The 21,767-nt window shown below is 69.8% G+C and carries 22 protein-coding genes; 10 read left to right on the top strand and 12 right to left on the bottom strand.

Going from position 1 to position 21,767, the window contains the following annotated elements; genetic code table 11:
* Positions 1–98: 98 nt before the first annotated feature.
* Positions 99–1,019, top strand: coding sequence for a LysR family transcriptional regulator (locus HV742_RS13140; protein WP_063569025.1), 921 nt, complete (start codon positions 99–101; stop codon positions 1,017–1,019).
* Here the strand turns inward: HV742_RS13140 and HV742_RS13135 are convergent.
* Together HV742_RS13135 and HV742_RS13130 are read right to left on the bottom strand one after the other, a co-directional pair.
* Positions 998–2,392, bottom strand: a complete 1,395-nt coding sequence (locus HV742_RS13135) for a GntP family permease (RefSeq protein ID WP_175145552.1) — start codon at positions 2,390–2,392, stop codon at positions 998–1,000. The genes HV742_RS13140 and HV742_RS13135 overlap by 22 nt on opposite strands.
* A 119-nt stretch (positions 2,393–2,511) precedes the next feature.
* Positions 2,512–4,671: a TonB-dependent siderophore receptor gene (locus HV742_RS13130; RefSeq protein WP_175145550.1), complete on the bottom strand. Its 2,160-nt coding sequence runs from the start codon at positions 4,669–4,671 to the stop codon at positions 2,512–2,514.
* A 138-nt stretch (positions 4,672–4,809) separates the two neighbouring features.
* Between HV742_RS13130 and HV742_RS13125 the strand changes: the two genes are divergently transcribed.
* Positions 4,810–5,568 (top strand): AraC family transcriptional regulator, encoded by a 759-nt coding sequence (locus HV742_RS13125; RefSeq protein ID WP_175145549.1) that lies wholly within the window; start codon positions 4,810–4,812, stop codon positions 5,566–5,568.
* 55 nt (positions 5,569–5,623) lie between these two features.
* Here HV742_RS13125 and HV742_RS13120 read toward each other — a convergent pair whose 3' ends face one another.
* From HV742_RS13120 to HV742_RS13110, 3 genes are all read right to left on the bottom strand, one after another.
* Complete coding sequence (locus HV742_RS13120) at positions 5,624–5,875, bottom strand: hypothetical protein (RefSeq protein WP_175145732.1); 252 nt, start codon at positions 5,873–5,875, stop codon at positions 5,624–5,626.
* A 150-nt stretch (positions 5,876–6,025) separates the two neighbouring features.
* Positions 6,026–6,835, bottom strand: coding sequence for an aminoglycoside phosphotransferase family protein (locus HV742_RS13115; protein ID WP_175145547.1), 810 nt, complete (start codon positions 6,833–6,835; stop codon positions 6,026–6,028).
* Between the two features lie 50 nt (positions 6,836–6,885).
* Positions 6,886–7,332, bottom strand: a complete 447-nt coding sequence (locus HV742_RS13110) for an NUDIX hydrolase (RefSeq protein WP_175145545.1) — start codon at positions 7,330–7,332, stop codon at positions 6,886–6,888.
* 287 nt (positions 7,333–7,619) lie between these two features.
* Here HV742_RS13110 and HV742_RS13105 point away from each other — a divergent pair, with 287 nt between their 5' ends.
* From HV742_RS13105 to HV742_RS13090, 4 genes are all read left to right on the top strand, one after another.
* Positions 7,620–8,495: a LysR family transcriptional regulator gene (locus HV742_RS13105; protein ID WP_049074654.1), complete on the top strand. Its 876-nt coding sequence runs from the start codon at positions 7,620–7,622 to the stop codon at positions 8,493–8,495.
* A gap of 186 nt (positions 8,496–8,681) precedes the next feature.
* The gene (locus tag HV742_RS13100) at positions 8,682–9,467 is read left to right on the top strand and encodes an aldolase (protein WP_175145543.1); all 786 of its coding nucleotides are present in this window, start codon (positions 8,682–8,684) and stop codon (positions 9,465–9,467) included.
* A gap of 43 nt (positions 9,468–9,510) precedes the next feature.
* Positions 9,511–10,839 (top strand): MFS transporter, encoded by a 1,329-nt coding sequence (locus HV742_RS13095; RefSeq protein ID WP_116793352.1) that lies wholly within the window; start codon positions 9,511–9,513, stop codon positions 10,837–10,839.
* 7 nt (positions 10,840–10,846) lie between these two features.
* Complete coding sequence (locus tag HV742_RS13090; protein ID WP_175145541.1) at positions 10,847–11,446, top strand: 2-hydroxychromene-2-carboxylate isomerase; 600 nt, start codon at positions 10,847–10,849, stop codon at positions 11,444–11,446.
* Positions 11,447–11,558: 112 nt separating this feature from the next.
* Here HV742_RS13090 and HV742_RS13085 read toward each other — a convergent pair whose 3' ends face one another.
* The 4 genes from HV742_RS13085 to HV742_RS13070 form a co-directional block, all read right to left on the bottom strand.
* The gene (locus HV742_RS13085; protein WP_211485722.1) at positions 11,559–12,854 is read right to left on the bottom strand and encodes an ABC transporter substrate-binding protein; all 1,296 of its coding nucleotides are present in this window, start codon (positions 12,852–12,854) and stop codon (positions 11,559–11,561) included.
* Between the two features lie 150 nt (positions 12,855–13,004).
* Positions 13,005–13,748, bottom strand: a complete 744-nt coding sequence (locus tag HV742_RS13080; protein ID WP_049074647.1) for a GntR family transcriptional regulator — start codon at positions 13,746–13,748, stop codon at positions 13,005–13,007.
* A gap of 12 nt (positions 13,749–13,760) precedes the next feature.
* The gene (locus HV742_RS13075) at positions 13,761–15,368 is read right to left on the bottom strand and encodes an AMP-binding protein (protein WP_100508253.1); all 1,608 of its coding nucleotides are present in this window, start codon (positions 15,366–15,368) and stop codon (positions 13,761–13,763) included.
* 4 nt (positions 15,369–15,372) lie between these two features.
* Positions 15,373–16,407, bottom strand: coding sequence for a cyclase family protein (locus HV742_RS13070; RefSeq protein ID WP_059269938.1), 1,035 nt, complete (start codon positions 16,405–16,407; stop codon positions 15,373–15,375).
* A gap of 159 nt (positions 16,408–16,566) precedes the next feature.
* Between HV742_RS13070 and HV742_RS13065 the strand changes: the two genes are divergently transcribed.
* Together HV742_RS13065 and HV742_RS13060 are read left to right on the top strand one after the other, a co-directional pair.
* The gene (locus tag HV742_RS13065) at positions 16,567–17,571 is read left to right on the top strand and encodes a Bug family tripartite tricarboxylate transporter substrate binding protein (protein ID WP_063580526.1); all 1,005 of its coding nucleotides are present in this window, start codon (positions 16,567–16,569) and stop codon (positions 17,569–17,571) included.
* Positions 17,568–18,290 carry an SDR family NAD(P)-dependent oxidoreductase gene (locus HV742_RS13060; protein WP_175145539.1) on the top strand — a complete coding sequence of 241 codons (723 nt, stop codon included), beginning with the start codon at positions 17,568–17,570 and terminating at the stop codon, positions 18,288–18,290. Before HV742_RS13065 ends, HV742_RS13060 begins: the two co-directional genes overlap by 4 nt.
* Positions 18,291–18,332: 42 nt before the next feature.
* Here the strand turns inward: HV742_RS13060 and HV742_RS13055 are convergent, their stop codons facing one another.
* Both HV742_RS13055 and HV742_RS13050 read right to left on the bottom strand, forming a co-directional pair.
* Positions 18,333–18,713, bottom strand: a complete 381-nt coding sequence (locus HV742_RS13055; protein ID WP_175145537.1) for a hypothetical protein — start codon at positions 18,711–18,713, stop codon at positions 18,333–18,335.
* On the bottom strand, positions 18,710–19,702 hold the full coding sequence (locus HV742_RS13050; protein WP_080977450.1) for a GlxA family transcriptional regulator: 993 nt from the start codon (positions 19,700–19,702) through the stop codon (positions 18,710–18,712). Before HV742_RS13050 ends, HV742_RS13055 begins: the two co-directional genes overlap by 4 nt.
* Between HV742_RS13050 and HV742_RS13045 the strand changes: the two genes are divergently transcribed.
* Positions 19,697–20,401 carry a DJ-1/PfpI family protein gene (locus tag HV742_RS13045; protein ID WP_175145535.1) on the top strand — a complete coding sequence of 235 codons (705 nt, stop codon included), beginning with the start codon at positions 19,697–19,699 and terminating at the stop codon, positions 20,399–20,401. The two genes, HV742_RS13050 and HV742_RS13045, sit on opposite strands and share 6 nt — an antisense overlap.
* Here the strand turns inward: HV742_RS13045 and HV742_RS13040 are convergent.
* Complete coding sequence (locus HV742_RS13040; protein WP_175145534.1) at positions 20,358–20,840, bottom strand: Lrp/AsnC family transcriptional regulator; 483 nt, start codon at positions 20,838–20,840, stop codon at positions 20,358–20,360. The genes HV742_RS13045 and HV742_RS13040 overlap by 44 nt on opposite strands.
* Before the next feature lie 135 nt (positions 20,841–20,975).
* Between HV742_RS13040 and HV742_RS13035 the strand changes: the two genes are divergently transcribed.
* Complete coding sequence (locus HV742_RS13035; protein ID WP_175145532.1) at positions 20,976–21,605, top strand: LysE family translocator; 630 nt, start codon at positions 20,976–20,978, stop codon at positions 21,603–21,605.
* Positions 21,606–21,767: the final 162 nt, after the last annotated feature.

The raw sequence follows: 21,767 nt of genomic DNA, 5'->3' as shown, positions 1-21,767 counted from the left end.
CTCATGGGGTGAGGCGAATCATGGACTATTCCAAGGCAAAGATAATTACCCGTGTTTTGCTAACATAATTTCATTGGCATTAATAATAGGGCGAACGTATGGATCGCTTCCAGGAAATGCAGGTATTCGTCCGCATCGCCGAACGGCGCAGTTTCTCCAAGGCGTCGGAAGACCTGCGGATTCCCCGCGCGACCGTCACCAACCTGGTCAAGCGCATGGAAAAACGCCTGGGGGCGCGGCTGCTGGAACGCACCACGCGCCAGGTGCGGCTGACCCATGACGGCGAGGCCTATTACCGCCGCTGCGTGCGCCTGCTGGCCGACCTGGAGGAAGCGGATGGCGCCTTCCTGAACACCGCGCCCAAGGGCCTGCTGCGGGTCAACCTGCAAGGCACGCTGGCGCGGGTGTTCGTCATGCCGGCGTTGCCGGGCTTCCTGGAGCGCTATCCCGATCTGGTGCTGCACCTGGGCGAAGACGACCGGCTGGTGGACCTGGTGCGCGAGGGCGTGGACTGCGTGCTGCGCGCCGGCGCGCTGCAGGATTCGTCGCTGGTGGGCCGCCAGATCGCGCTGATGCCGCAGGTCACCGTCGCCAGCCCGGCCTACCTGGCGCGATACGGCGAGCCGGCCACGGTCGATGACCTGGAAGGGCACCGCGCGGTGGATTACGTGTCGTCTTCCACCGGCCGCAGCGTGCCGCTGGATTTCATGGTGGACGGGCGCAATGTGCTGGCCCGGCCGGGCTCGGTCGTCAGCGTCAATGGCGCCGAACTCTATGCCAGCGCGGCGCTGGCCGGCCTGGGGCTGATCCAGGTGCCGCGCTACCGGGTGGCCGACGACCTGGCCGCCGGCCGGCTCAAGGAGGTGCTGCCGGGGGCGCCGCCGGCGCCCATGCCGGTGTCGGTGCTGTACCCGCAGAACCGCCAGGTGTCGGCGCGGGTGCGGGTGTTCAGCCAGTGGCTGGCCGAGATCTTCGGCCAGGCCTTCGGGCCGGCCGCTCAGACGATGCCGGTCAGGTAGTACACGGCGATCACCAGGAACACCGACAGCGTCGAGATCAGCGTGATGGCGAAGATGTCGCCGTAGGACTGGCGATGGGTCAGGCCGGTGACGGCCAGCAGCGTGATGACGGCGCCGTTATGCGGCAGCGTGTCCATGCCGCCGGAGGCCATGGCGGCGATGCGGTGCAGCACCTCCATGGGAATGCCGGCCGCCTGGGCGCTGTCGATGAAGGTCTGCGCCATGGCCGCCAGCGCGATGCTCATGCCGCCCGAGGCCGAGCCGGTGATGCCGGCCAGCGAGGTCACCGCCACCGCCTCGCCCACCAGCGGGTCCGGAATCGCCTTGAGCGCGCTGGCCACCATCAGGAAGCCGGGCAGGGCCGCGATCACGCCGCCGAAGCCGTATTCAGCGGCGGTATTCATGGACGCCAGCAGCGCGCCGGAGACCGCGCTCTTGCTGCCTTCGGCGAAATGCGCCTTGATGTGCGAGAACGAGAACAGCAGGATGGTGACGATGCCAGCGATCAGCGCGCCCATCACTGCCCACAGCGCCACCTGGTCCTGGGCGTTGACCGGCATGGGCTGCGGCAGGCCGGGCAGGTCGACCTGCGAGCCGGCCGGGTACCAGCCGGGAACCCAGCGCGTCAGCAGGTAGTTGGCCACGCCCACCACCACCAGCGGCAGCAGCGCGACCAGCGGGTGATGCTCGCGTCCGCCGGCCGGCGTGTCTGGTTCGTTGCGCAGCTCGGTGCCGTAGCCTTCGCCTGCCAGCGCGGCGCGCTTGCGGCGCCATTCCAGGTAGGCCACCCCGACGGTCAGCGTGAAGGCCGCGCCGATCAGCCCCAGCCAGGGCGCGGCCCAGGTGGTGGTCTCGAAGAAGGTGGTGGGGATGATGTTCTGGATCTGCGGCGTGCCCGGCAGCGCCGTCATGGTGAAGGTGAACGCGCCCAGCGCGATCGCGCCCGGCATCAGCCGCTTGGGAATGCCGCCCTGGCGGAACATCTCGGCCGCGAACGGGTAGACCGCGAACACCACCACGAACAGCGACACGCCGCCGTAGGTCAGTACCGCGCACACCAGCACGATGGCGATGATGGCGCGCTCGGCGCCGATCAGCCGCAGCACCGCCTGCACGATGGCGCGCGAGAAACCCGACAGCTCGATCAGCTTGCCGAACACCGCGCCCAGCAGGAACACCGGGAAATAGAGCTTGGCGAAACCCGCCATGCGCTCCATGAAGATGCCCGAGAACACCGGCGCCAGCGCCGACGGGTCGGTCAGCAGCACCGCGCCCATGGCCGCGATGGGCGCGCACAGGATGACGCTGTAGCCTCGATACGCCGCCAGCATCAGGAATGCCAGCGCCGCCACCACGATAATCAATCCGGTCATTCATTACTCCAGGAATGAAGGGTTAAGGGGTGTGGGGCTACACCTTAACCGATCAATCCCGGCGGCCGTTTGACAGGGCGGAGCGCCGGCCCGTTGTCGGACCGGACCCCACGCGCGCGTCAGTACGTGGCGCGCAGCGTCAGCATCACGTTGCGCGGTTCGCCGTAGATGCCGTAGAAGTTGGACGGCACGCGGGCGTAGTAGTGGCGGTCGAAGACGTTGTTCAGCGTCAGCGAGGCGTCCAGGTTGCGGTTCACCTTGTAGCCGATCTGCGCGTCGACCACCGCGTAGCCGCCTTGCCAGGAGACGTTGTTGCGGCTGGTGCGGCTCTGCGTGCGCACGCCGCCGCCGACGCGCCAGCCCGGCAGCACGTCGGGCGTGAAACGATAGGTGGTCCAGACCTTGAACAGATGCTTGGGCGTTTCCGGGTTGACGATCTGGCCTTCCTGCGTCGGGTCGGACAGGTAGCGGGTCTGCAGGTAGGTGTAGCCGGCGTACAGGTCCCAGTTGGGCAGCAGGCGGCCGCTGACCTCGGCCTCGACGCCCTGGCTCTGGGCCTCGCCCTGCGCCAGGTAGCGGCCCGGATTGGCGTCGTCGGGCACCGCGCGGTCCTTGTCCCGGATGCGGAACAGCGCCAGCGAGGCGTTGGCCGCGCCGTCCAGGAACTGGCCCTTCAGGCCGATCTCGTACTGCTTGCCGGTGCGCGGCTTGAGCGGCTTGCCGTCGGCCGTCATCTGCCAGGCTTCCGAGAAGGCGTAGATGTCCGAATAGCTGGCGTAGGCCGACAGCCACGAATTCAACTGCGCCACCGCGCCGTAGTAGGGCACGAACTTGCGCACCTCGGGATCGCGCTGCGTGTCGCCGGCCACCGGCAGGATGGCCTGGGTGGCGTTGCGATACCAGCTCTGGCGTCCGCCCACGATCAGCGTCAGCGGGTCGGCCACGTTGAAGCTCAACTGGCCGTAGACGCCCATCTGGCTGGACTTGGAGTTGTCGCCCGAGGTGTAGGGCAGGTCCGGGTTGGGCACGTCGATGTCATGGATCGACACGTTGCCGAGGCTCATGCCGCCCGAGCGGCTGTCCTGGCGCCGTTCGGCGTAGTTGGCGCCGATCATGGCCTGGTGGGTGCGGCCCAGCAGGCTGAAGGGGCCCGAGGCATGGGTGTCGAAGCCGATCCAGCGGATCTGGTCCTTCTGCGCCTGCAGGCGGTAGCCGGCGCGATCGTTGGCGGGATTGACCGGGCCGTTGACGTAGCCGTAGCGGCTGTCCATGTCGGTCGAGCGGTAGTTCATCGACACCTGGCCGGTCCAGCCATTGGCGAAGCGGTGGCTCAGCTCCGAATAGATTTCCGACAGGGTGGTGTCGCCGCGCGACCAGTCGGTGCCGTAGAAGCCCTTGCGCGGCGAGTCGATGATGTGGCCGTTCGAGTAGATCGACAGGCCGTAGTCGAACGGCGCCTCGCGCTGGCGCTGGTAGGCCGCCGACAGCGTCAGGGTGGTGTTGGCGGTCAGATCGAATTCGAGCGAGCCGTAGGCCAGGCCCTGGCGGTTGTGGGCCTTGTCGAAGAAGAAGTCGCGGTCCTGCGCGGCGAAGCCGGCGCGGGCGCGCACCCGGCCGTCGGCCGTGATGGGGCCGGTCGCGTCCAGCTCGGTGCGGTAGTTGTTCCACGAGCCGGCCATTACCGCGCCGGTCAGGCTGAAGGTGTCCAGCGGCCGCTTGCGCACCAGGTTGACGGTGCCGGCCGGGCTGCCGAAGCCCTGCAGCAGGCCGGCCGGGCCGCGCAGCACCTCGACGCGGTCGTACAGCGCCAGGTCGAACTGGGGCAGGTATTGCAGCGCGCCGTTGGCGGGCACGCCGTCGAACTGCACGTCGGTCTCGTAGCCGCGCGCGGTGAAGTAGGCGGTGCCGTCGCCATAGGTCATGGCGCTGACGCCGGTGGTTTCGCGCAGCGCGTCCTCCACCGTGACCATGTTCTGGTCGTCCATGCGCTGGCGCGTCACCACCGACACCGAGTTGGGGATGTCGCGCACGTTGGCGCCAGTCTTGCCGACGGTGACGGTATTGGCGGTGTAGGACTGGGAACCCTCTGTCTGGCCGGGATCCGAGAGTTTCTCGGCCGCGCCGGTGACCCGCACGGGACTCAGTTGCGGGACATCGTCGGCGGCGCGGGCCAGGACGGGCAGGCCGGCCTGGGCCAGCAGGGCGGCGGCGAGGGTCAGGCGGAAGGCGGGAAGGCGGCGTGGGACAAATGCGACAGGGGGAAGTGCGGCGGGCGTCATTTTCTTTTGAAAACAATGGGAATCATTTGCATTAATGATAAAAAGCAAGTTCCCTGTTTGCTGGACAGAAAATGTCGAAAAACGGACATAACTGGCTGGATTGGGGTTCTTTCAACCCTTGCTATCGAAATCCCGCCAATGCGTGAGTTTCCCGTCGAGGCGCCGCCGGTGGTGGCGCGCTCGTTCCACTACGAAGATGGCCAGCGGCAAGAGCCGCATTCGCACGAGCGCATCCAGCTGATGTATTCGCCCACCGGCATCATGCGCGTCATGACCGAGGACGGCGCCTGGCTGCTGGCGCCGATGCGCGCGCTGTGGATTCCGCCCGGCGTGGCCCACGAGGTGCGCATGGTCGGCCAGGTGACGATGCGCTCGGCCTTCATCGCGCCGGACGCCGCGCCCTGGCTGTGGAAAGATACCTGCGCGCTGGACGTGGCGCCGCTGATGCGCGAACTGATCCTGGCGCTGAACCAGCCGGCGGCGCGCCACGGGCCGGTGCAGCGGCTGAGCGCCGAGCTGCTGCTGAACCTGCTGGCCGGCGCCGAGCGGCAGCATCGCCAGTTGCCGCTGCCGTTCGACCGGCGCCTGCGCAAGGTCTGCGCCGCCGTGCTGCAGGCGCCCGGCAACGACGACACGCTGGAGCAGTGGGGCGAACGGATGGGCGCCAGCGCGCGCACGCTGGCGCGGCGCATGAAGGACGAGACCGGCATGAGCTTTCACAACTGGCGCCTGCAGGTGCGCATCGACGAAGGCATCTGCCGGCTGCTGCAGGGGCAGTCGGTGGTGAGCGTGGCGCGGGCGCTGGGATATGCCAGCGCCAGCGCCTTTGTCTACATGTTCCGCAACGTCATGGGCGTGTCGCCGACCCGGTATCTGGAGCAGATCGCGGGCGGATGAGCCTCGGGCGGGACGGACGCGGCGTGACCGGCGCGCTCAGGGGGGCGGGCCCGGGTCAGTTGGTGTTGATCCATTCCTGCGTGTCGCGGATGAACCAGGGCAGGTTGAGCCGTTCTCCCTCGCCGGACTGGATGGTCAGGCGCTGGTCCGATGCGCCCGGGGCGCCCGCCGCGCCCTGCGCCTGCGGGGCCGGCCGACTGCGGTATTGCAGGTCGGTCTGCGCGGGCGTCCGGCTCGCGCACGCGGTGATCGACGCGCAGGCGATCACCGCGAGGAGGGGCCGCAGTGTTGAACGTAGGGTATTTATGATTCGGGTTCCTGCTGGCGGCACCGGCCGACGTGCCAGGCAATCAAGACCGCTTTTCCATACCCTACTCGCAATACGCGCCGGATCACACCGGCTGGTCGTTTCATCGTATTTCCGCGCCGGCGGCGCGCGCGTCCTTGACGGGCCGCGCTAGCCTTCCAGCAACGACAGCGCCTGCCGCGCGATCTCCAGGTCGATGGCGGCGTCGTCGCCGTCGCCCATGTACCAGGCCGCCGAGAGCCCGCACCAGGCCACCACCCATTGCAGCAGCCGGCGGCGCTCCAGTCCCGACTCCTCCAGCACGATCCCGAGCCTGCGTTCGAAACGGCCCGGCACGATGGCCACGGGCGGCTCCGGGTCGGCCAGGTCGGGGTTGCAGAAGATGTTGGCGTAGTCGAAGGCGCGCTCGCCATGGAGCCGCTTGGGGTCGATCACCAGCCAGCCGCGCGTGCCGAAGTCGAGGATGTTGTCATGGTGCACGTCGCCGTGCAGCACCACCGGGTCGCGCGGATCGTCCAGCAGCGCGCGGGCGTGGCGCGCGCTGTGCGCCAGGATGCCGCCGCGGGCCCGCGCCATCGGCCACAGTTCGACGAACCATTCCTCCAGCGGCCGCAGCGGCGGCAGCGGCCGGGCGCGCGGCGCGTGCAGGTCGCGCAGCACGCCGCAGAGGATGCGGGTGGCCTCGTCGTCGCGGCCGTTGCGGGCGTACTCGGCGAGCGAACGCGTGCCCGTGGCGCGTTCGAGCAGGATCGCGTCGCCCTCGTGCGCCAGCACTTGCGCGGCGCCTTGGCCGTCCCACCAGGTCATCAGCACGCCGCCCTGGCGCTCGTCTTCCTCGACCGCGACCTTCAGCATCGCGGGCACGCCGGCCTGGCGCACTGGCAGCAGCCGGGCGGCATGGGTCGTGATGGGAGCGCCGTCGGGCACGAGGTTCCAGCGGGACAGGTAGGGTTCGAACATGGGGCGGACGCGGAGGGCGCCGGATCGTCGGCAACGGAACGGCTACGGTATCAGAGAATGCCGGCCTCCGCGGCCAGCGCCGCCGCCTTGCGCGCCAGCGCCGCTACGCCGAAGCTGGTGGCCAGGGTGTGGCCGTCCAGTTCAGCCAGCGGCACCCAGCGCGCGTCCATCGCATCATCGCCGGCCACCGGCTCGCCGGCCTGCCAGCGGCACAGCACCGCGATCAGGATGTAGTGCCGCCGCAGCGCGCCGGCCTCGTCATGGTCGAACACGTCGACCGCGTCGAAGACTTGCAGCGGCCGCGCGCGCACCCCGCATTCCTCGAACAGTTCGCGCGCGGCGGCATCCTCGAGCCGTTCGGCGGCTTCGATCTTGCCGCCGGGAAAGGCCCAGCGGCCCTGGTCGGGCGGGTTGGCGCGCCGCACCAGCAGCACATGGCCATCGCGCACCACGGCGGCGATGGTGGCGGGGATGGGACGCGAGGCGGGGGTTGTCATGTCGGTTGTCCTTGGGCGTGGGCCGTTGGCGCTGGGCGGGGAGCCCCGCCGTCCACGCCCACTTCGTCGAGGCATTCGAGCGCGTTGGCGGTGGCGGCATCGCGCTGCGATTGGGCCATGAACGTTCCGGCCCGGCTTGATGAATTATGCCTTCCTGCCCGGCTGAACAGGCGTTAGCGCAAATCCCGGTAGTGGCGGCGCGGCCCTTGATGCACACTGTCCCTGCCGCGCCGATTCGAGCGCGATGAATAACGACAGGGCCCGCGCGGGCCCGCAGGGGAAGCCGCATGGACACGCCGGACCGGCAATTGCGCTATTTCGTGCGCATTGCCGAATTGAAATCGCTCTCGCGCGCCGCCGAGGACCTGGACCAGACCCAGTCCGGCCTGAGCCGGCAGTTGGCGGCGCTGGAGGCCCACGTGGGCAAGCCGCTGTTCGTGCGCACCGGCCGCGGGGTCGAGCTGACCGAGGCGGGCGCGCGCTTGCTGCAAGGCATCCAGCCCGCCTACCGCGCCATCGACCAGGCGCTGGAAGCGGTGCGCCAGCGCGAGGGCGTGACGCAGGGATCGGTGCGGCTGGCCACCGTCCACACGCTCAGCTACTACTTCATGGCCGACGTGGTGGCACAGTTCGTCAGCAGCCGCGAGCACGTCAACCTGTCGGTCATGGGCCGCAGTTCGCCCGAGGTGGTGACGCTGGTGGAAAGCGGCAAGGCCGACATCGGCTTCGTCTACGACGCCGCCGTGGCGTCGGATGCGCTGGCCTCGACGCCGCTGTTCGACGACGACATGTGCCTGATCGTGCGCGACGGCGTCGCGGCCGAGGACGGCGTGGACCTGGGCGCGATGGCGCTGCGGCTGGTGGGCTTTCCCTCGCACTACGCGCTGCGCAAGATGATCCACAGCGCCGGGCTGCAGCCGGAATTCGTGGCCGAGGCCGAGACCATCGACGCCATGCTCAAGCTGGTGTCCTCGGGGGTGGGCGCCTGTATTCTGCCCTCGCGCATCCCGCAAAAGCTGCTGACCGATTACGGACTGCGCCAGGTCGCCATTGGCAGCCCGGTGCTGCGCCGGCGCGTGGTGGCCATCACGCTGGCGCAACGCCAGCCGCTGCCGCTGGTGCGCGAGCTGCTGGACTGCGCCCGCCGCATCGCGCGGGGCTGAGTTCACGGGGCTGATCCCGCGGCCTCCTTGTTTACCCTCGGGCGGCGCGCTCGGCCCCGGGCGCGGCCGCGTCGAATAGCTGCTATGAGCCCGCCTGCATGGCTCGATGCGGGGGTGCTTTCCATACTGTGCGGCAAGGCGCGGCATCCGTCCGCGCCATCCCGAACCGCATCAGGAGGCGGCAGCATGGACAACACCCTGCGCGAAAAAGCGTACTTCGACACCCGCGCCACCCAGGAGATGGCGCAGCACCTGCGCGCCGTGCCGCGCAGCATCCAGGAGACCATGGCCTACGCCTGCCGCATCCTGGCGATGACCGAGCAGGAGGCCGGCCTGGCCGGCCAGATCAGCGTGCGCTCCGAGCGCCCCGGCGCCTACTGGACGCTGCGCTTCGGCCTGGGCTTCGACGAGGCCACGCCGGCCGACTTCATCGAGGTCGACCGCGACCTGCACACGCTCACGGGCGAAGGCATGGCCAATCCGGCGACGCGTTTCCACATGTGGGTCTACGAGGCGCGGCCCGACGTGCAATCCATCATCCACACCCATTCGCCCTGGGCCTCGGCGCTGGCGGCGGCGCGCCAGCCGCTGGTGATCGCGCAGATGGACATGACGCCGCTGCACGACGACTGTGCCTTCCTGGGCGAATGGCCCGGGGTGCCGATCGCCGACCAGGAGGGCGTCATCATCTCGGGCGCGCTGGGCGCCAAGCGCGCCATCATCCTGGCGCACCACGGCTACCTGACGGCCGGCGCCAGCTGCGAGGAGGCGACCTACCTGTCGGTCTACCTGGAGCGCGCGGCCCGCATGCAGATCCGCGCGCAGGCCTTCGGTCCGCTGACGCCGGTGGACGACGCGCTGGCGCGCGAGGCGCACGACTACCTGCTCAAGCCGTCGATCGTGCGCGCCACCTTCGACTACTGGTGTCGCCAGACCCACGGCATCGCGCCGCTGCCGCAGCCGGCCCGCTGATACCCAGCCGTACCCATAACGATACTTTCAAGGGGAAGTCACGATGATGACGACCAAGACGCCGCGCGCGCGTTCGCGCCGGGACTACGTAACGGCCGGCCTGGCCAGCATGATGGGCACCACCATCGAGTGGTACGACTTTTTTCTCTACGGCACGGCCGCCGCGCTGATCTTCAACAAGATCTTCTTTCCGTCGTTCGATCCGCTGACCGGCACGCTGGCCGCGTTCGCCACCTATTCGGTGGGCTTTTTCGCGCGGCCGCTGGGCGGGGTGATCTTCGGCCACTACGGCGACAAGATCGGCCGCAAATCGATGCTGCTGATCACGCTGCTGCTGATGGGCGTGCCCACCATCCTGATCGGCCTGATTCCCTCCTACGACCAGATCGGCTATTGGGCCGCGGTGCTGCTGGTGCTGATGCGCTTCCTGCAGGGCATCGCGGTGGGCGGCGAGTGGGGCGGGGCGGTGCTGATGGCGGTCGAGCACGCGCCCGAGGGCAAGAAGGGCTTCTTCGGCAGCCTGCCGCAGGCCGGCGTGGCGCCGGGCCTGATCCTGTCGTCGCTGGCGATGGGCGCGGTGGCCGGCTTGCCGGAGCAGGACATGCTGTCCTGGGGCTGGCGCCTGCCGTTCCTGGCCAGCGTGGTGCTGCTGGCGGTGGGCTGGTTCATCCGCGTCAAGGTGGCCGAGTCGCCCGACTTCGAGCGGATGCGCGAGCAGGGCGCCAAGGTCGAGGTGCCGGTGGCCGAAGTCCTCAAGCACCACCGGCGCGCGCTGTGGACGGTGGTGGGCGCGCGGCTGGCCGAAGTCACCTGGTTCTATACCGTTGTCACGTTTTCGCTGGCGTACGCCACCGGCACGCTGGGCATCCCCCGTTCGGTGATGCTGGACGCCACCATCTGGGGCGCGGCGCTGGCGTTGTTCACCATGCCGCTGTTCGGCATGCTGGGCGACCGCGTCGGCCACAAATGGGTGTTCATGGCCGGCTCGGTCGGCATCCTGGCGTGCGCGCCGCTGTTCTTCCAGTTGCTGGCCACGGGCCAGACCGGCTGGATCATCGTCGCGGTATGCCTGGCGGTGGGATTGGTCTACGCTTGCCTGTACGGCCCGGAGGGCACGCTGTTCTCCAGCCAGTTCCCGGCCGAGGTGCGCTACACCGGCATTTCGCTCGCGGTGCAGGTGTCGGGGGCGATCGGCGGCGGCCTGGCGCCGATCGTCGCGACCTGGCTGCTGGCGCGCGCCGGCGGCGATCCGAAATACGTGGTGTGGTACCTGAGCGCGCTGGGCGTGATCGCGGTGTTCAGCGCCTGGCGCATGCGCGGCGATGCGCCGGCGCGGGCCGAGCTGGGCCTGCCGGCCGGCGCGCGGACCTGAGGACGACATGAAGACCATCGACTATTACTTCTGGATGAATTCCGACTGGGCCTATCTGGGCGCAGACCGGCTGGAGGCCCTGGCGGCGCGCCACCAGGCGCGCATCCGCTACCTGCCGGTGGACCTGCCCGATGTCTACGCACGCACCGGCGGCGTGCTGCTGGGCCAGCGCGCGCCCGAGCGCCAGGCCTACCGGGTGACCGAGCTGGCGCGCTGGTGCCGCAAGCTCGGCATCCACGTCAATCCGACGCCGGCCTACATGTGCCCGGACGCGGGGCTGGCCTCGCGCATCGTGATCGCGGCCGATGCGCGAGGCCAGCCCGTGGCGGCCTTGTACAAGGCCATCCTGGCGGCCGAATGGTGCGAGGACCGGGATATCTCGTCGCCGGACACGCTGCGCGCCGTCCTGCGGGAACAGGGGCTGGATGCCGAGGCGCTGATGGCCGCCGCCGAACAACCGGCGGCGCATCAGGCCTACCGCGACAATACCGACGCGGCGGTGGCGGCTGGCGTGTTCGGTTCGCCCTCGTACATGTATCGCGGCGAACTGTTCTGGGGGCAGGACCGGCTGGATATGCTGGAAGAGGCGATCGCCCGGCCGGCATGAGTCGCGCGCCAGCCCGCCACGCGGTCGCGGCGCGGGCCCGGGCGCGCGGGCAACCGTGTCGGCGCCAGCGCTTCGGGCGGGCCGCCGCCGCGATGGCGGCGCCCGCCGTCGTTCACTTCGCCGCCGCCTTCACCAGCGGGCAGGTGGACTTGGACAGCGGCATGAAGGCCTCGTCGCCCGGCAGCGTCGCCACCAGCTTGTAGTAGTCCCAGGGCCGCTTGGATTCGGCCGGGGTCTTGACCTCGAACAGGTACATGTCGTGCACCATGCGGCCGTCCTCGCGGATGCGGCCGTTGGTGGCGAAGAAGTCATTGATCGGCATGGCCTTCATCTGCTTCATCACCGCGTCCGGCGCGTCGGTGCCGGCCGCCTGCACCGCCTTCAGGTAGTGCATTACCGAGGAATAGGTGCCGGCCTGGCTCATGTTGGGCATTTTCTTGAGCTTGTCGTAGTAGCGCTGCGACCAGGCGCGGGTCTGGTCATTCATGTCCCAGTAGAAGGCCTCGGTCAGCATCAGGCCGGCGGCCGCGTCCAGGCCGATGGCGTGGATGTCGTTGATGTACAGCAGCAGGCCGGCCATCTTCTGGCCGCCTTGTGTCAGGCCGAATTCGCGCGCCGCCTTGATGGCGTTGACCGTGTCGCCGCCGGCGTTGGCCAGGCCGACGACCTGGGCGCGGCTGGCCTGCGCCTGCAGCAGGTACGAGGCGAAATCGCTGGTGCCGAGCGGGTGGCGCGCCGCGCCCAGCACCGTGCCGCCGCGGGCCTTCACCACTTCGGTGGCCGAGGCCTGCAGGGTGTGGCCGAATGCATAGTCGGCGGTCAGGAAGTACCAGCTCTTGCCGCCGCGGTCGACGGTGGCGCGGGCGGTGGTGTTGGCCAGCGACCAGGTGTCGTAGGTGTAGTGCACCGAATAGGGCGAACACAGGTCGTTGGTGATGCGTTCGGTGCCGGGGCCGCTGAAGACCACGATCTTCTTTTTCTCGCGCGCCACCTCCAGCACCGCCAGCGCGGGCGCCGAGCCGGCCACGTCCAGGATGGCGTCGACCTTCTGCGTGTCGTACCACTCGCGGGCGCGGGCGGCGGCGATGTCGGCCTTGTTCTGGTGGTCGACCGCCAGCAGCTCGATCTTCTTGCCCAGCACCGTGCCGCCGAAGTCGTCGATGGCCATCTGCGCGGCGGTGGCGCTGCCCTTGCCGGTCACGTCGGCGTAGACGCCGCTCATGTCCAGGATCAGGCCGAGGCGGACGATGTCGTCGGAGATGGCGGCGGGCGCGGCCTGCGCCAGGGCCGCGCCGCTGAACAGCAGGCTGGCGCCGCAGGCGGCGGCCACGGCTGCCAGGGGTTTGGCCAGCGGGAGGCGGGTTGTCGGGTTACTGCGTTGCTGCGAAATCCGGGGCATGGGGGTCATGGTTGTCTCCATTTATGGTTATGCCGGATGCTTGCGGGTACTGCGGCGCTTGGCTGGAGGGCGGCGCTTTTATAGTGGGATGATCGGATGGCGCGCGGGCAAAGCCGGGGTGTCCGCGCGTCCGCCTGGCGCCTCTGGTTGCGATGCGGCCTAGCGCTGGCTCAACAAGTCGAACTCCATGCGCACCTTGCGGAACGGGAATTCCAGCCGCGCGAAATACACCACGCGGCCGTCGATGCAGGCGTAGCGGCGCAGTTCGGCCACCGGCGAGGACACCGGGATGCGCAGCGATTCGGCCGATTCCTGGCCGGCCTCGATCACGTTGAGCACCTGGCGCGCCTCGCTGATGCGGGCGCCGTAGAACTGGTCCAGCACCGGCGCCACGGTGCTTTTCTGGATGCGGGCGCGGTGCTTGCGGAACAGGCTGCTTTCCAGGAATACCTCGCTGTAGCAGAACGGCCCGGCCTCGGTGGTGTGCACGCGCCGCAGGTACTGGAAACGGCCGCCGCGGTCCGCCGCGCACGGCATGCCCAGGGTGTCGGGCAGCGGCGAGTCGGCGCTCGACTCCACCAGCGATACCGTGCCGAGCTGGTTGCTCAGTTCGACGGTTTCGGCCCAGGTCTTGGGAATCAGCAGCGTCGGCGTCTCGGGCAGGTCGGCGTTGACGAAGGTGCCGGAGCCGCGCGAGCGCCGGATCAGGCCGTCCTGTTCCAGCTGGCCGAGGGCCTGGCGGATGGTGGCGCGCGAGATGCCATAGGTTTCCATCAGCGCTTCCAGCGGCGGGATCTGCTGGCCCGGCCGCCAGGTGCGGTTCTGGATATGGCTGCGAAACAGCGCCGCCGCCTGCAGGTAGAGCGGCTGGGGGCTGTGCGAGAAAAGCGGGCGCGCGGGCATGGGTCGGATCGGTCAGGAGGTGGCGGGGGCGGCGAGCAGGGCGTCGGCCATCTCGCGCAGCCGGTGTTTCTGGATTTTGACCGAATTGGCGCTTTCCACCGAGGGGAACGCGTCCAGCACCGTGAAACCGGCCGGCACCTTGAAGCCGGCCATGGCCTGTCTGCAGGCCGCCGTCCAGCCGGGCGCATCGGCGCTGGCGCCGTCCCGCAGCAGCACGAAGGCGTAGGGCACGGTCTTGCCGTCGCGGATGGCGCCGACCACCTGGCAGGCGCGCACGCCGGGCAGCGACTCCACCATCTGCTCGATCTCGACCGGGTTCACCAGGAAGCCGGACAGGCGCAACGAGTCGCCCATGCGGGTCTGGAACACGAACTGGCGCGGGTTCAGGGTGTAGCCCAGGTCGCCGGTCTTGAAGTAGCCGTCGTCGGTGCAGGCGCGGGCGGTGGCCTCGGGGTTGTCCAGGTAGCCGCGCATCAGGCTGGGCGACAGGATTTCCAGTTCGCCCGATTCGCCGTGCGGCAGCACCTGGCCGCTGGCCGGGTCGCGCGCCCGCACGCGGGCCTCGGGATAGATCAGGGTGCCGCCGGGCTGGTGGCGCGCGGCCACGTCGCCTTCGGCCGGGTCGCGCGGCTGGCCGGCGACCAGGGCGATCAGTTCGCTTGACCCATACAGCCCGGTCAGCGGCACGCCGGCTTCCCGCGCCAGATCCAGCATGTGGTCCAGCGCCGGCGTGAAGCTGGCGAAGCCGAACAGCCGCGCCGAGGCGAACGCGCCGGGCGCGCCCGCCCGCATCATGGCGACCAGCGCCTCGTTGTTGGCGTAGGTGTGGGTGACCCGGTGGCGCTGGATCGCGGCGGCCGATTCGGCCGCGTCGAACACCGGCGCGCACACCACCGGCGCGCCGTGCGCCAGGCCGCCCGCCAGCGTGGCAAAGCCGAAGGCGCCGCAGAACGGCGCGCTGGCCAGCACGCGGCTGTGGTCGTCATAGCCGAAGGCGCGCGCCACCGCCGCGCCGTGGCGCAGCAGGGTGCGCTGGTCGTGCAGCACGAACTTGGGCTGTGAGGTGGTGCCGGACGTGGTGAAGCACAGCACGCCCGCGTCGGGCTGGGGCGGCGGGGGCGTGTCGGCGCAGGCGCGCAGCTCGGCGTAGCGGTGCACCGGCTTGCCGCGCAGCGAGGCGGCGATGGGCTCGTCCGTCTCGGACACGGCGACGATGCCTTGCAGCCGCGCCAGCGATTCGGGCGCGACGCCGTCCAGGATGCCCTGGAAGTCGATGCCCTTGAAGCCGGGCCAGAACACCAGCCAGTCGGCGCCGCCGCGGCCCAGGATGTCGGCCAGTTCCCGCGCGCGAAAGCGGGTGTTGACCGCCAGCACTAGCGCGCCCAGGTGGGCGCAGGCCAGGAAGGTCTCGACCCACGCGGCGCAGTTGGGCAGCCATACCGCCACGCGCTGGCCGGGCCGCACGCCGATGCGCGCCAGGCCGGCGGCCAGGGCGCGGCTGCGCGCGCGCAGGTCGGCGTGGCTGATGGCCTGATCGCGGTCGATCAGGGCAGGGCGGTCGGGGTGGTGCGCGGCCAGCGCGTCGAGGTGCCGCGAAAACAGGGCGGGGAGCGACGTCATGGGCCTACACCGTGGCGATGGGGGTCACGGGCGAGCCCACCGCGCCCGGCAGGCGCAGCGGCGGCGCGGTCAGCAGGAAGCGGGTGCGGCCCTGCGCGTGCAGCCAGTCGGCCAGCGCCTTCAGGTACCACAGCTCGGCCAGCGGCACGCCCAACTTGAACAGGCAGTGATGATGCAGCGGCAGGATCGAATGGCCGGGGCCGGCGGTGCGGGCCGGATAGGCCTCGACCGCGTAGTTGTCGGCGCAGATCGCCGCGATGCCGCTGTCGGTGATCCAGTCCAGCAGCGCCGGGTCGGCGCCGTCCAGCACCGCGCCGGTCTGCTCCAGGCGGTGCGGGTCGGGCTGGCCGTCCATCTCCACCAGTGTCTCGGCGAAACCGGTGCGCAGCACCAGCATGTCGCCCGGCTCGACCACCACGCGCTGCTCGCGCATCGCCGCCTGCAGCTGGGTATGGCCCACCAGGGTGCGGCCGGGGCCGAAGGCGCGCGCCAGGTCGACCAGCACGCCGCGGCCCTGCATGCCTTTCTCGGCGTAGCGGTTGATGCCGAGCTTGCGCGCGTATGAGCCGCCCGGCGGGCAGCAGGCGTCGGGCGCGGCATCATCGCCGCCGAACACGTCCACGCCCGCGGCATAACCGTTGTAGTAGACGCGGCGGGCCTGGCCGTCGCCCTGGATGTCGAACTGCGCGCCGACGTGGCACAGGCCGTCCCACTGGGTCGAGTATTGCAGGCTGAGCGTGACCTGGTCATCCGACAGCACGTCGACGGCCTCGGGCTGCAGGCGCGCCATGGCGAAGTTCAGGTAGGGCGTGCCGTCGCGGAAGGTCGGCTTGAGTTGCGGCGGATGGCGGCGCGGGTTGAGCACGTTGCCGCCGGGCAGGTCCAGCGGCAGCGACAGGCAGAAGACCTTGCCGGCCCGCACTTCGCGCACCGCTTGCAGCACTTTCTCTTCGGTCAGCAGGTTCAGGCGGCCGATCTCGTCGTCCGGCCCGAAGTCGCCCCAGGTCGATCCCTCGGGACGGCGCGTCCAGCGTTTCATGGTCTGTCTCCAATGTGTTTTTTCGTGTTCTTGTGAATATAGTACGTATTTACGTACTATAGGAAGTGTCCGCATCCCGCGGACGCCCATCGACAGCATCCGCCCCCAGGCGGAGCCAGAAGAAATCCGCCCCGAGCGGATTCGCGAGGAGACAGATCCATGACGCATTCCCTGCACAGGCGCGCCGGGCGGCGCGCGCTGGCCGCTGCGGCGCTGGCCGTGCTGGCCGCCGCCTCGATCCCTGCGGTCCAGGCGGCCGGTTATCCGGAGCATCCCGTTACCGTGGTCGTGCCGTATCCGCCGGGCGGCGGCGCCGACATCTTTGGCCGCGCCATCGCCAACGCGCTGCAGCCGGCGCTCAAGCAGACCGTGCTGGTCGAGAACAAGCCGGGCGCGGGCGGCAACATCGGCATGGCCTACGTGGCGCGCGCCAAGGCCGACGGCTACACCCTGGGCCTGGGCACCATCGGCACCCAGACCATCAACCAGTTCCTCTACAGCAACATGACGTTCGACCCCGAGCGCGACCTGGTGCCGATCGCGCTGGTGTCGACCACGCCCAACGTCATTGCCGTCAGCGCCAAGTCGCCCTACAGGACGGTGGCCGACGTGATCCAGGCGGCGCGCCAGTCCAGGGACAGGAAGCTGACCTACGCCTCGCCGGGCGTGGGGTCGTCGGTGCACCTGACCGGCGCTTATTTCGAGGCCATGGCTGGCGTGACGATGCTGCACGTGCCGTTCAAGGGCACCTCGGCGTCGCTGCCGGCGGTGGCCGGCGGCCAGGTCGACCTGCTGTTCGACAACCTGCCCGGCGCGCTGGCGCAGATCAAGGACGGCAACCTGGTGCGCGGCGTGGCGGTCACGTCGGCCGCGCGCGATCCGTCGCTGCCGGACCTGCCGACCGTGGCCGAGTCCGGCCTGCCGGGTTTCGACGTGACGGCGTGGTTCGCGCTGTACGCGCCGCGCGGCACGCCCGAACCGGTGGTGCGCCAACTGATCGAGGCGGCGCGCAGCGGCCTGGCCACGTCCGCCATCGCCACCAATTTCGCTACCATGGGCGCCCGGCCCGGCACGCTGTTCGGCGCGGATCTGGCTGCGTTCGAGCGCCAGGAGCGCGCCAAGTGGGGCGGCCTCATCAAGGACAAGGGAATCACCGCGCAATGACACCCCCCCTCGCATTGGTTACCGGCGGCAGCCGGGGCATCGGCCGCGCCATCGTCGCGCGCCTGTTGCAGGACGGCTTCGAGGTCGTCAACTTCAGCCGCCGGCCGCCGGAATCGGCGTTGCCCGGCGAACGCTTCCAGTCGGTGGACCTGGGCGACGCCGCCGCCACGGCCGCGGCGGCCGCCGCGCTGGCGGCGGCGCGGCCGGTGCTGCACCTGGTCAACAACGCCGGCATGATCCAGGTCGCCGACATCGAAGCCGTGACCCAGGATGAACTGGCGCGCATGGTGGCGGTGAACCTGACCGCGCCGTTGCTGTTGATGCAGGCGCTGCTGCCCGGCATGCGCCAGGCCGGCTACGGCCGGGTCGTCAACATCGGCAGCCGCGCCGGCCTGGGCAAGCCGGGCCGCACGGTCTACGGCGCCACCAAGTCCGGCCTGGTGGGCATGACGCGCACCTGGGCGCTGGAACTGGGCAAGGCCGGCATCACGGTCAACACCGTGGCGCCCGGGCCGATCGCCACCGAGTTGTTCGACCAGTCCAACCCGCCGGGAGACCCCAGGACGGTGGCGCTGGAAGCCGCCATTCCGGTCGGCCGCATCGGCCGGCCCGAGGACGTGGCGCACGCCGTGTCCTCGTTCCTGGACCGGCGCGCCGGTTTCATGACCGGGCAGGTGCTGTATGTCTGCGGCGGCATGTCGGTGGGGCTGGCGGGGTAGGACCTTGGCGGGGGCGGGGCGGACCCGGCGGGCGGCCTCGCGTCAGTCGCGCGGGTCCAGCGGCCAGCGGAAAGGCGGCGTGATCTCCACCTGCAACCCCGCGCCGGCCAGCACGGCATGCAGTCGGATGACCTCGAGCGCCAGGACGTTCTCGGCCACCGGCAGGCCCTGGGCGATCAGCGCGCGCGCCTGTTTGACGCCGATGCCCAGCGCCACCGCCAGGCGGGCGATGGCGCGGCCCGGGGCCAGGTCGCCGGGCCGCGCGCGCAGCGTGTAGCGCGTGCAGTCCATGATCGGGTGGTTGGGGTTGGTGGTCGCCACCATCCAGCCGCAGCTGCCGCAGCGCGCGATCAGGCTCAACCCCTGTTCGGTGATGACCTGGGGCTGGCCGCATTCGGGACACGGGGAGGCGGATGCGTTCATGGCGTGCGAGCCGATCCCGGCGGCTGGCCGGCGCTCCCGAGCGCATGGCGCAGGACCTTGCCCGAGGCCCGGCCCGCCGCGCGCAGCGCGCCGTCCCGTTCGCGCCGCAGCTGGCGCAGCACCTCGCTCGGCGTCACGCCGAAATGCGCCGCGAACTTGCGCTGGAAGGTGCGGCGCGACATATGGCAGGCATCGGCCATATCGTCGACGGACCAGCGCGCCGAGAGGCTGGCCTCGATTTTCTCGACCAGATCGCGAAACGGCGCCGCCAACCGGTCCTGCAGGCGCAGTGACTGGCTGTACTGGCGCTGGTCGCCGTCGCGGCGCATGAAGACCACCAGCCGGCGCGCCACATCCTGCGACACCTGGGCGCCCACGTCGCGCTCGATCAGGGCCAGCGCCAGGTCGATGCCGGCGGTCACGCCGGCCGAGGTCCAGATGGCGCCGCTCTCGATGTAGATGCGGTCGTCTTCCACCTTCAGGCCGGGATGCCGCTGGCGCAGGCGGTCCGCGGAGCGCCAGTGGGTGGTGACGCGGCGGCCGTCGAGCAGGCCGGCCGCGGCCAGCAGGAAGGCGCCGGTGCACACGCTGCAGGTGCGGCGCGCCTGCGGGCTGCGGCGGCGCAGCCAGGCCAGCGTCTCGCCGTGCGCGGCGGCCTGGTCGATGCCAGGGCCGCCCGGCACGAACAGCATGTCGATCGGCGCGTCGTCGTCGCTGGCGAAGGTGGCGTTGACCTGCATGCGCAGGCCCTGGTCCCAGGTGCCGACCACCGGCGTGGCCGCGACGGTGCTCAACTGATAGCCGGCGCCGCCTTCATCGTTGGCGCCGCTGAAGGCCTGCCAGGGGCCGGCCAGGTCGAGCGGTTGGAAACCGTCGTACAGCAGGAAGACAATGCGTTTTGGCGCGATCGCGCCCGCATTTGGCGCACGCGCGCCGGCGTGTCGGTCTACGCTGGCGGTTCCGATCCGTGAAGGAGCATCGTCGTGCATGTCAATATTCTCTTGTTCGAAGGGCTGACCCAGCTCGATATGACCGGGCCTTACGAGGTGCTCGCCGCCGCGCCCGGGTTCAGCGTCGATTTTGTCGCAAAAACGCCCGATCCGGTACGCAGCGACCGCGGTCTGCGTTTCGTGCCGACCCAGACCCTGGCGTCGGCGCCGCCCTGCGATCTGCTGGTGGTGCCCGGCGGGCCGGGGACGGATGATGCCATCCTCGACCCGGACTGGGCAGCCTTCACGCGCCGGCAAGCGTTGGGCGCGCGCTACGTCTTCGGCATCTGCACCGGGTCGCTGCTGCTGGGCGCGGCCGGCCTGCTGCGCGGCAAGCGCGCCTCCAGCCATTGGCGCGCGCGCGAACTGCTGGCGCATTTCGGCGCCGTGCCGACCGATGCGCGCTCGTGCGTGGACGGCAACGTCTTCACCGCCGGCGGCGTCACCTCGGGCATCGACATGGCCCTGAAAGTGGTGGCCACGTTGTGCGGCGACGAGGTCGCCAAGCTGATCCAGCTGCAGATCGAATACGACCCCGAGCCGCCATTTCCCGGCGGCACGCCCAGGACCTCGGAACCGGCCATCGTGCAGCGCTACCTGGCGCAGTCGCAGGCGCGCTTCGAACAGCGCAGCGCCAAGGTGCGGCAGGCGGCGCTCAATGTCCCAGGTGGTCCAGCGGCAGCGGACTCTGTGGCTTGACGGTCTGGATCGCGAAGTTGCTGCGGATGTCCTTGACGCCGGGCAGCTTGAGCAGCGTGCCAAGCAGGAAGCGTTCGTAGGCGCGCAGGTCGGGCAGCGCCACCTGCAGCAGGAAGTCGGATTCGCCTGACACCAGGTGCGCCGCCACCACTTCCGGCAGGGCGCGGACTTCCTTGCGGAACTGCTCGGCGTCGCGCTCGTGGTGGCGCTCGACCTTGACGCCGACGAATACCGTCAGGCCCAGCCCGACCTCGTCCGGCGCCAGCCGGGCCTCGTAGCCCTGGATCACGCCGGTCTCCTCCAGCAGCCGCACCCGCCGCAGGCAGGGCGAGGGCGACAGGCCGATCTGTTCGGCCAGCTCGACGTTGGTGAGGCGGCCGTTGTGCTGCAGGGCCTCGAGAATGCGCCGGTCATAGGCGTCCAATTGGCGTTTTGGCATGAAATTGGAATTAGGAAGGGTTGATTGGTTCAGTATGCCAATCATGTTATTCCGGTTGGTATGAATAGCAAGCACATGCCGAGGCCTTTTCCCTAGAATGATCGCCATTTCCCGCAGCACGGAGCGTGGCGCATCATGGCCGATATGGCGTTGTTTCTTGGGGCATTGTTGATTGTCTATGTGGTGCCCGGGCCGGACATGATCCTGCTGCTCGAAACCGGGGCCCTGCGCGGGCGCGGTCAGGCGCTGGCGGTGGCCGGCGGGCTGGCCGTGGCGCGCGCCGCTCACGTGACGCTGGCGGCGTTGGGGCTGGCGGCGCTGTTCAAGGCCCATCCCTGGGCTTTCGATGTGGCGCGCACCGTGGGCGGGGGCTATCTGATCTGGCTGGGCGCGCGGTTGCTGCGCGCCGGACCGCTCTCTTATGGCGTGGCGCGGGCCGCGCAGGCGGCCGCGCACGGGCCGGGCCTGGGCGCGGCGTTTTTCAGCGGCGTGCTGACCAACTTCCTCAATCCCAAGGCATTGCTGTTCTGCTCGGTGCTGCTGCCGCAATTCATCTCGCCGGCGCAAGGGCCGATCGGCCGGCAGTTCGCGCTGCTGGGCGTGATCCTGGTGAGCCTGGGCCTGGCGTTCGACGTGCTGTGCGCCTTGGCGGGCGGCTCCTTGGGCCGCTGGATGCAAGCCCATCCGCGCGTGCAGAAGTGGCAGGGCGCCGTGTTCGGCGGCGCGCTGATCGCCTTCGGCCTGCGGCTGACGCTGAACCGCTGAGGCGGGCCGGCGCGCGCGGCGCGGCAACCATGAAAAAAGGGCCTGACTCGCTGAACTGCACCCCAAAAGTTGGACATCAATCCAATCTTTGGGGTGTTTTTCATGACGAAGTACGATGAGCAATTCAAACTCAAGGCAGTCAGACGATACTTGTCAGGCGGG

The organism is Achromobacter ruhlandii (genome assembly GCF_902859695.1).
In the GTDB taxonomy this organism is placed as follows: domain Bacteria; phylum Pseudomonadota; class Gammaproteobacteria; order Burkholderiales; family Burkholderiaceae_B; genus Achromobacter; species Achromobacter ruhlandii.
Note: the sequence above shows the minus strand (reverse complement) of the source record. Positions and strands in the feature narration are given on the sequence as shown.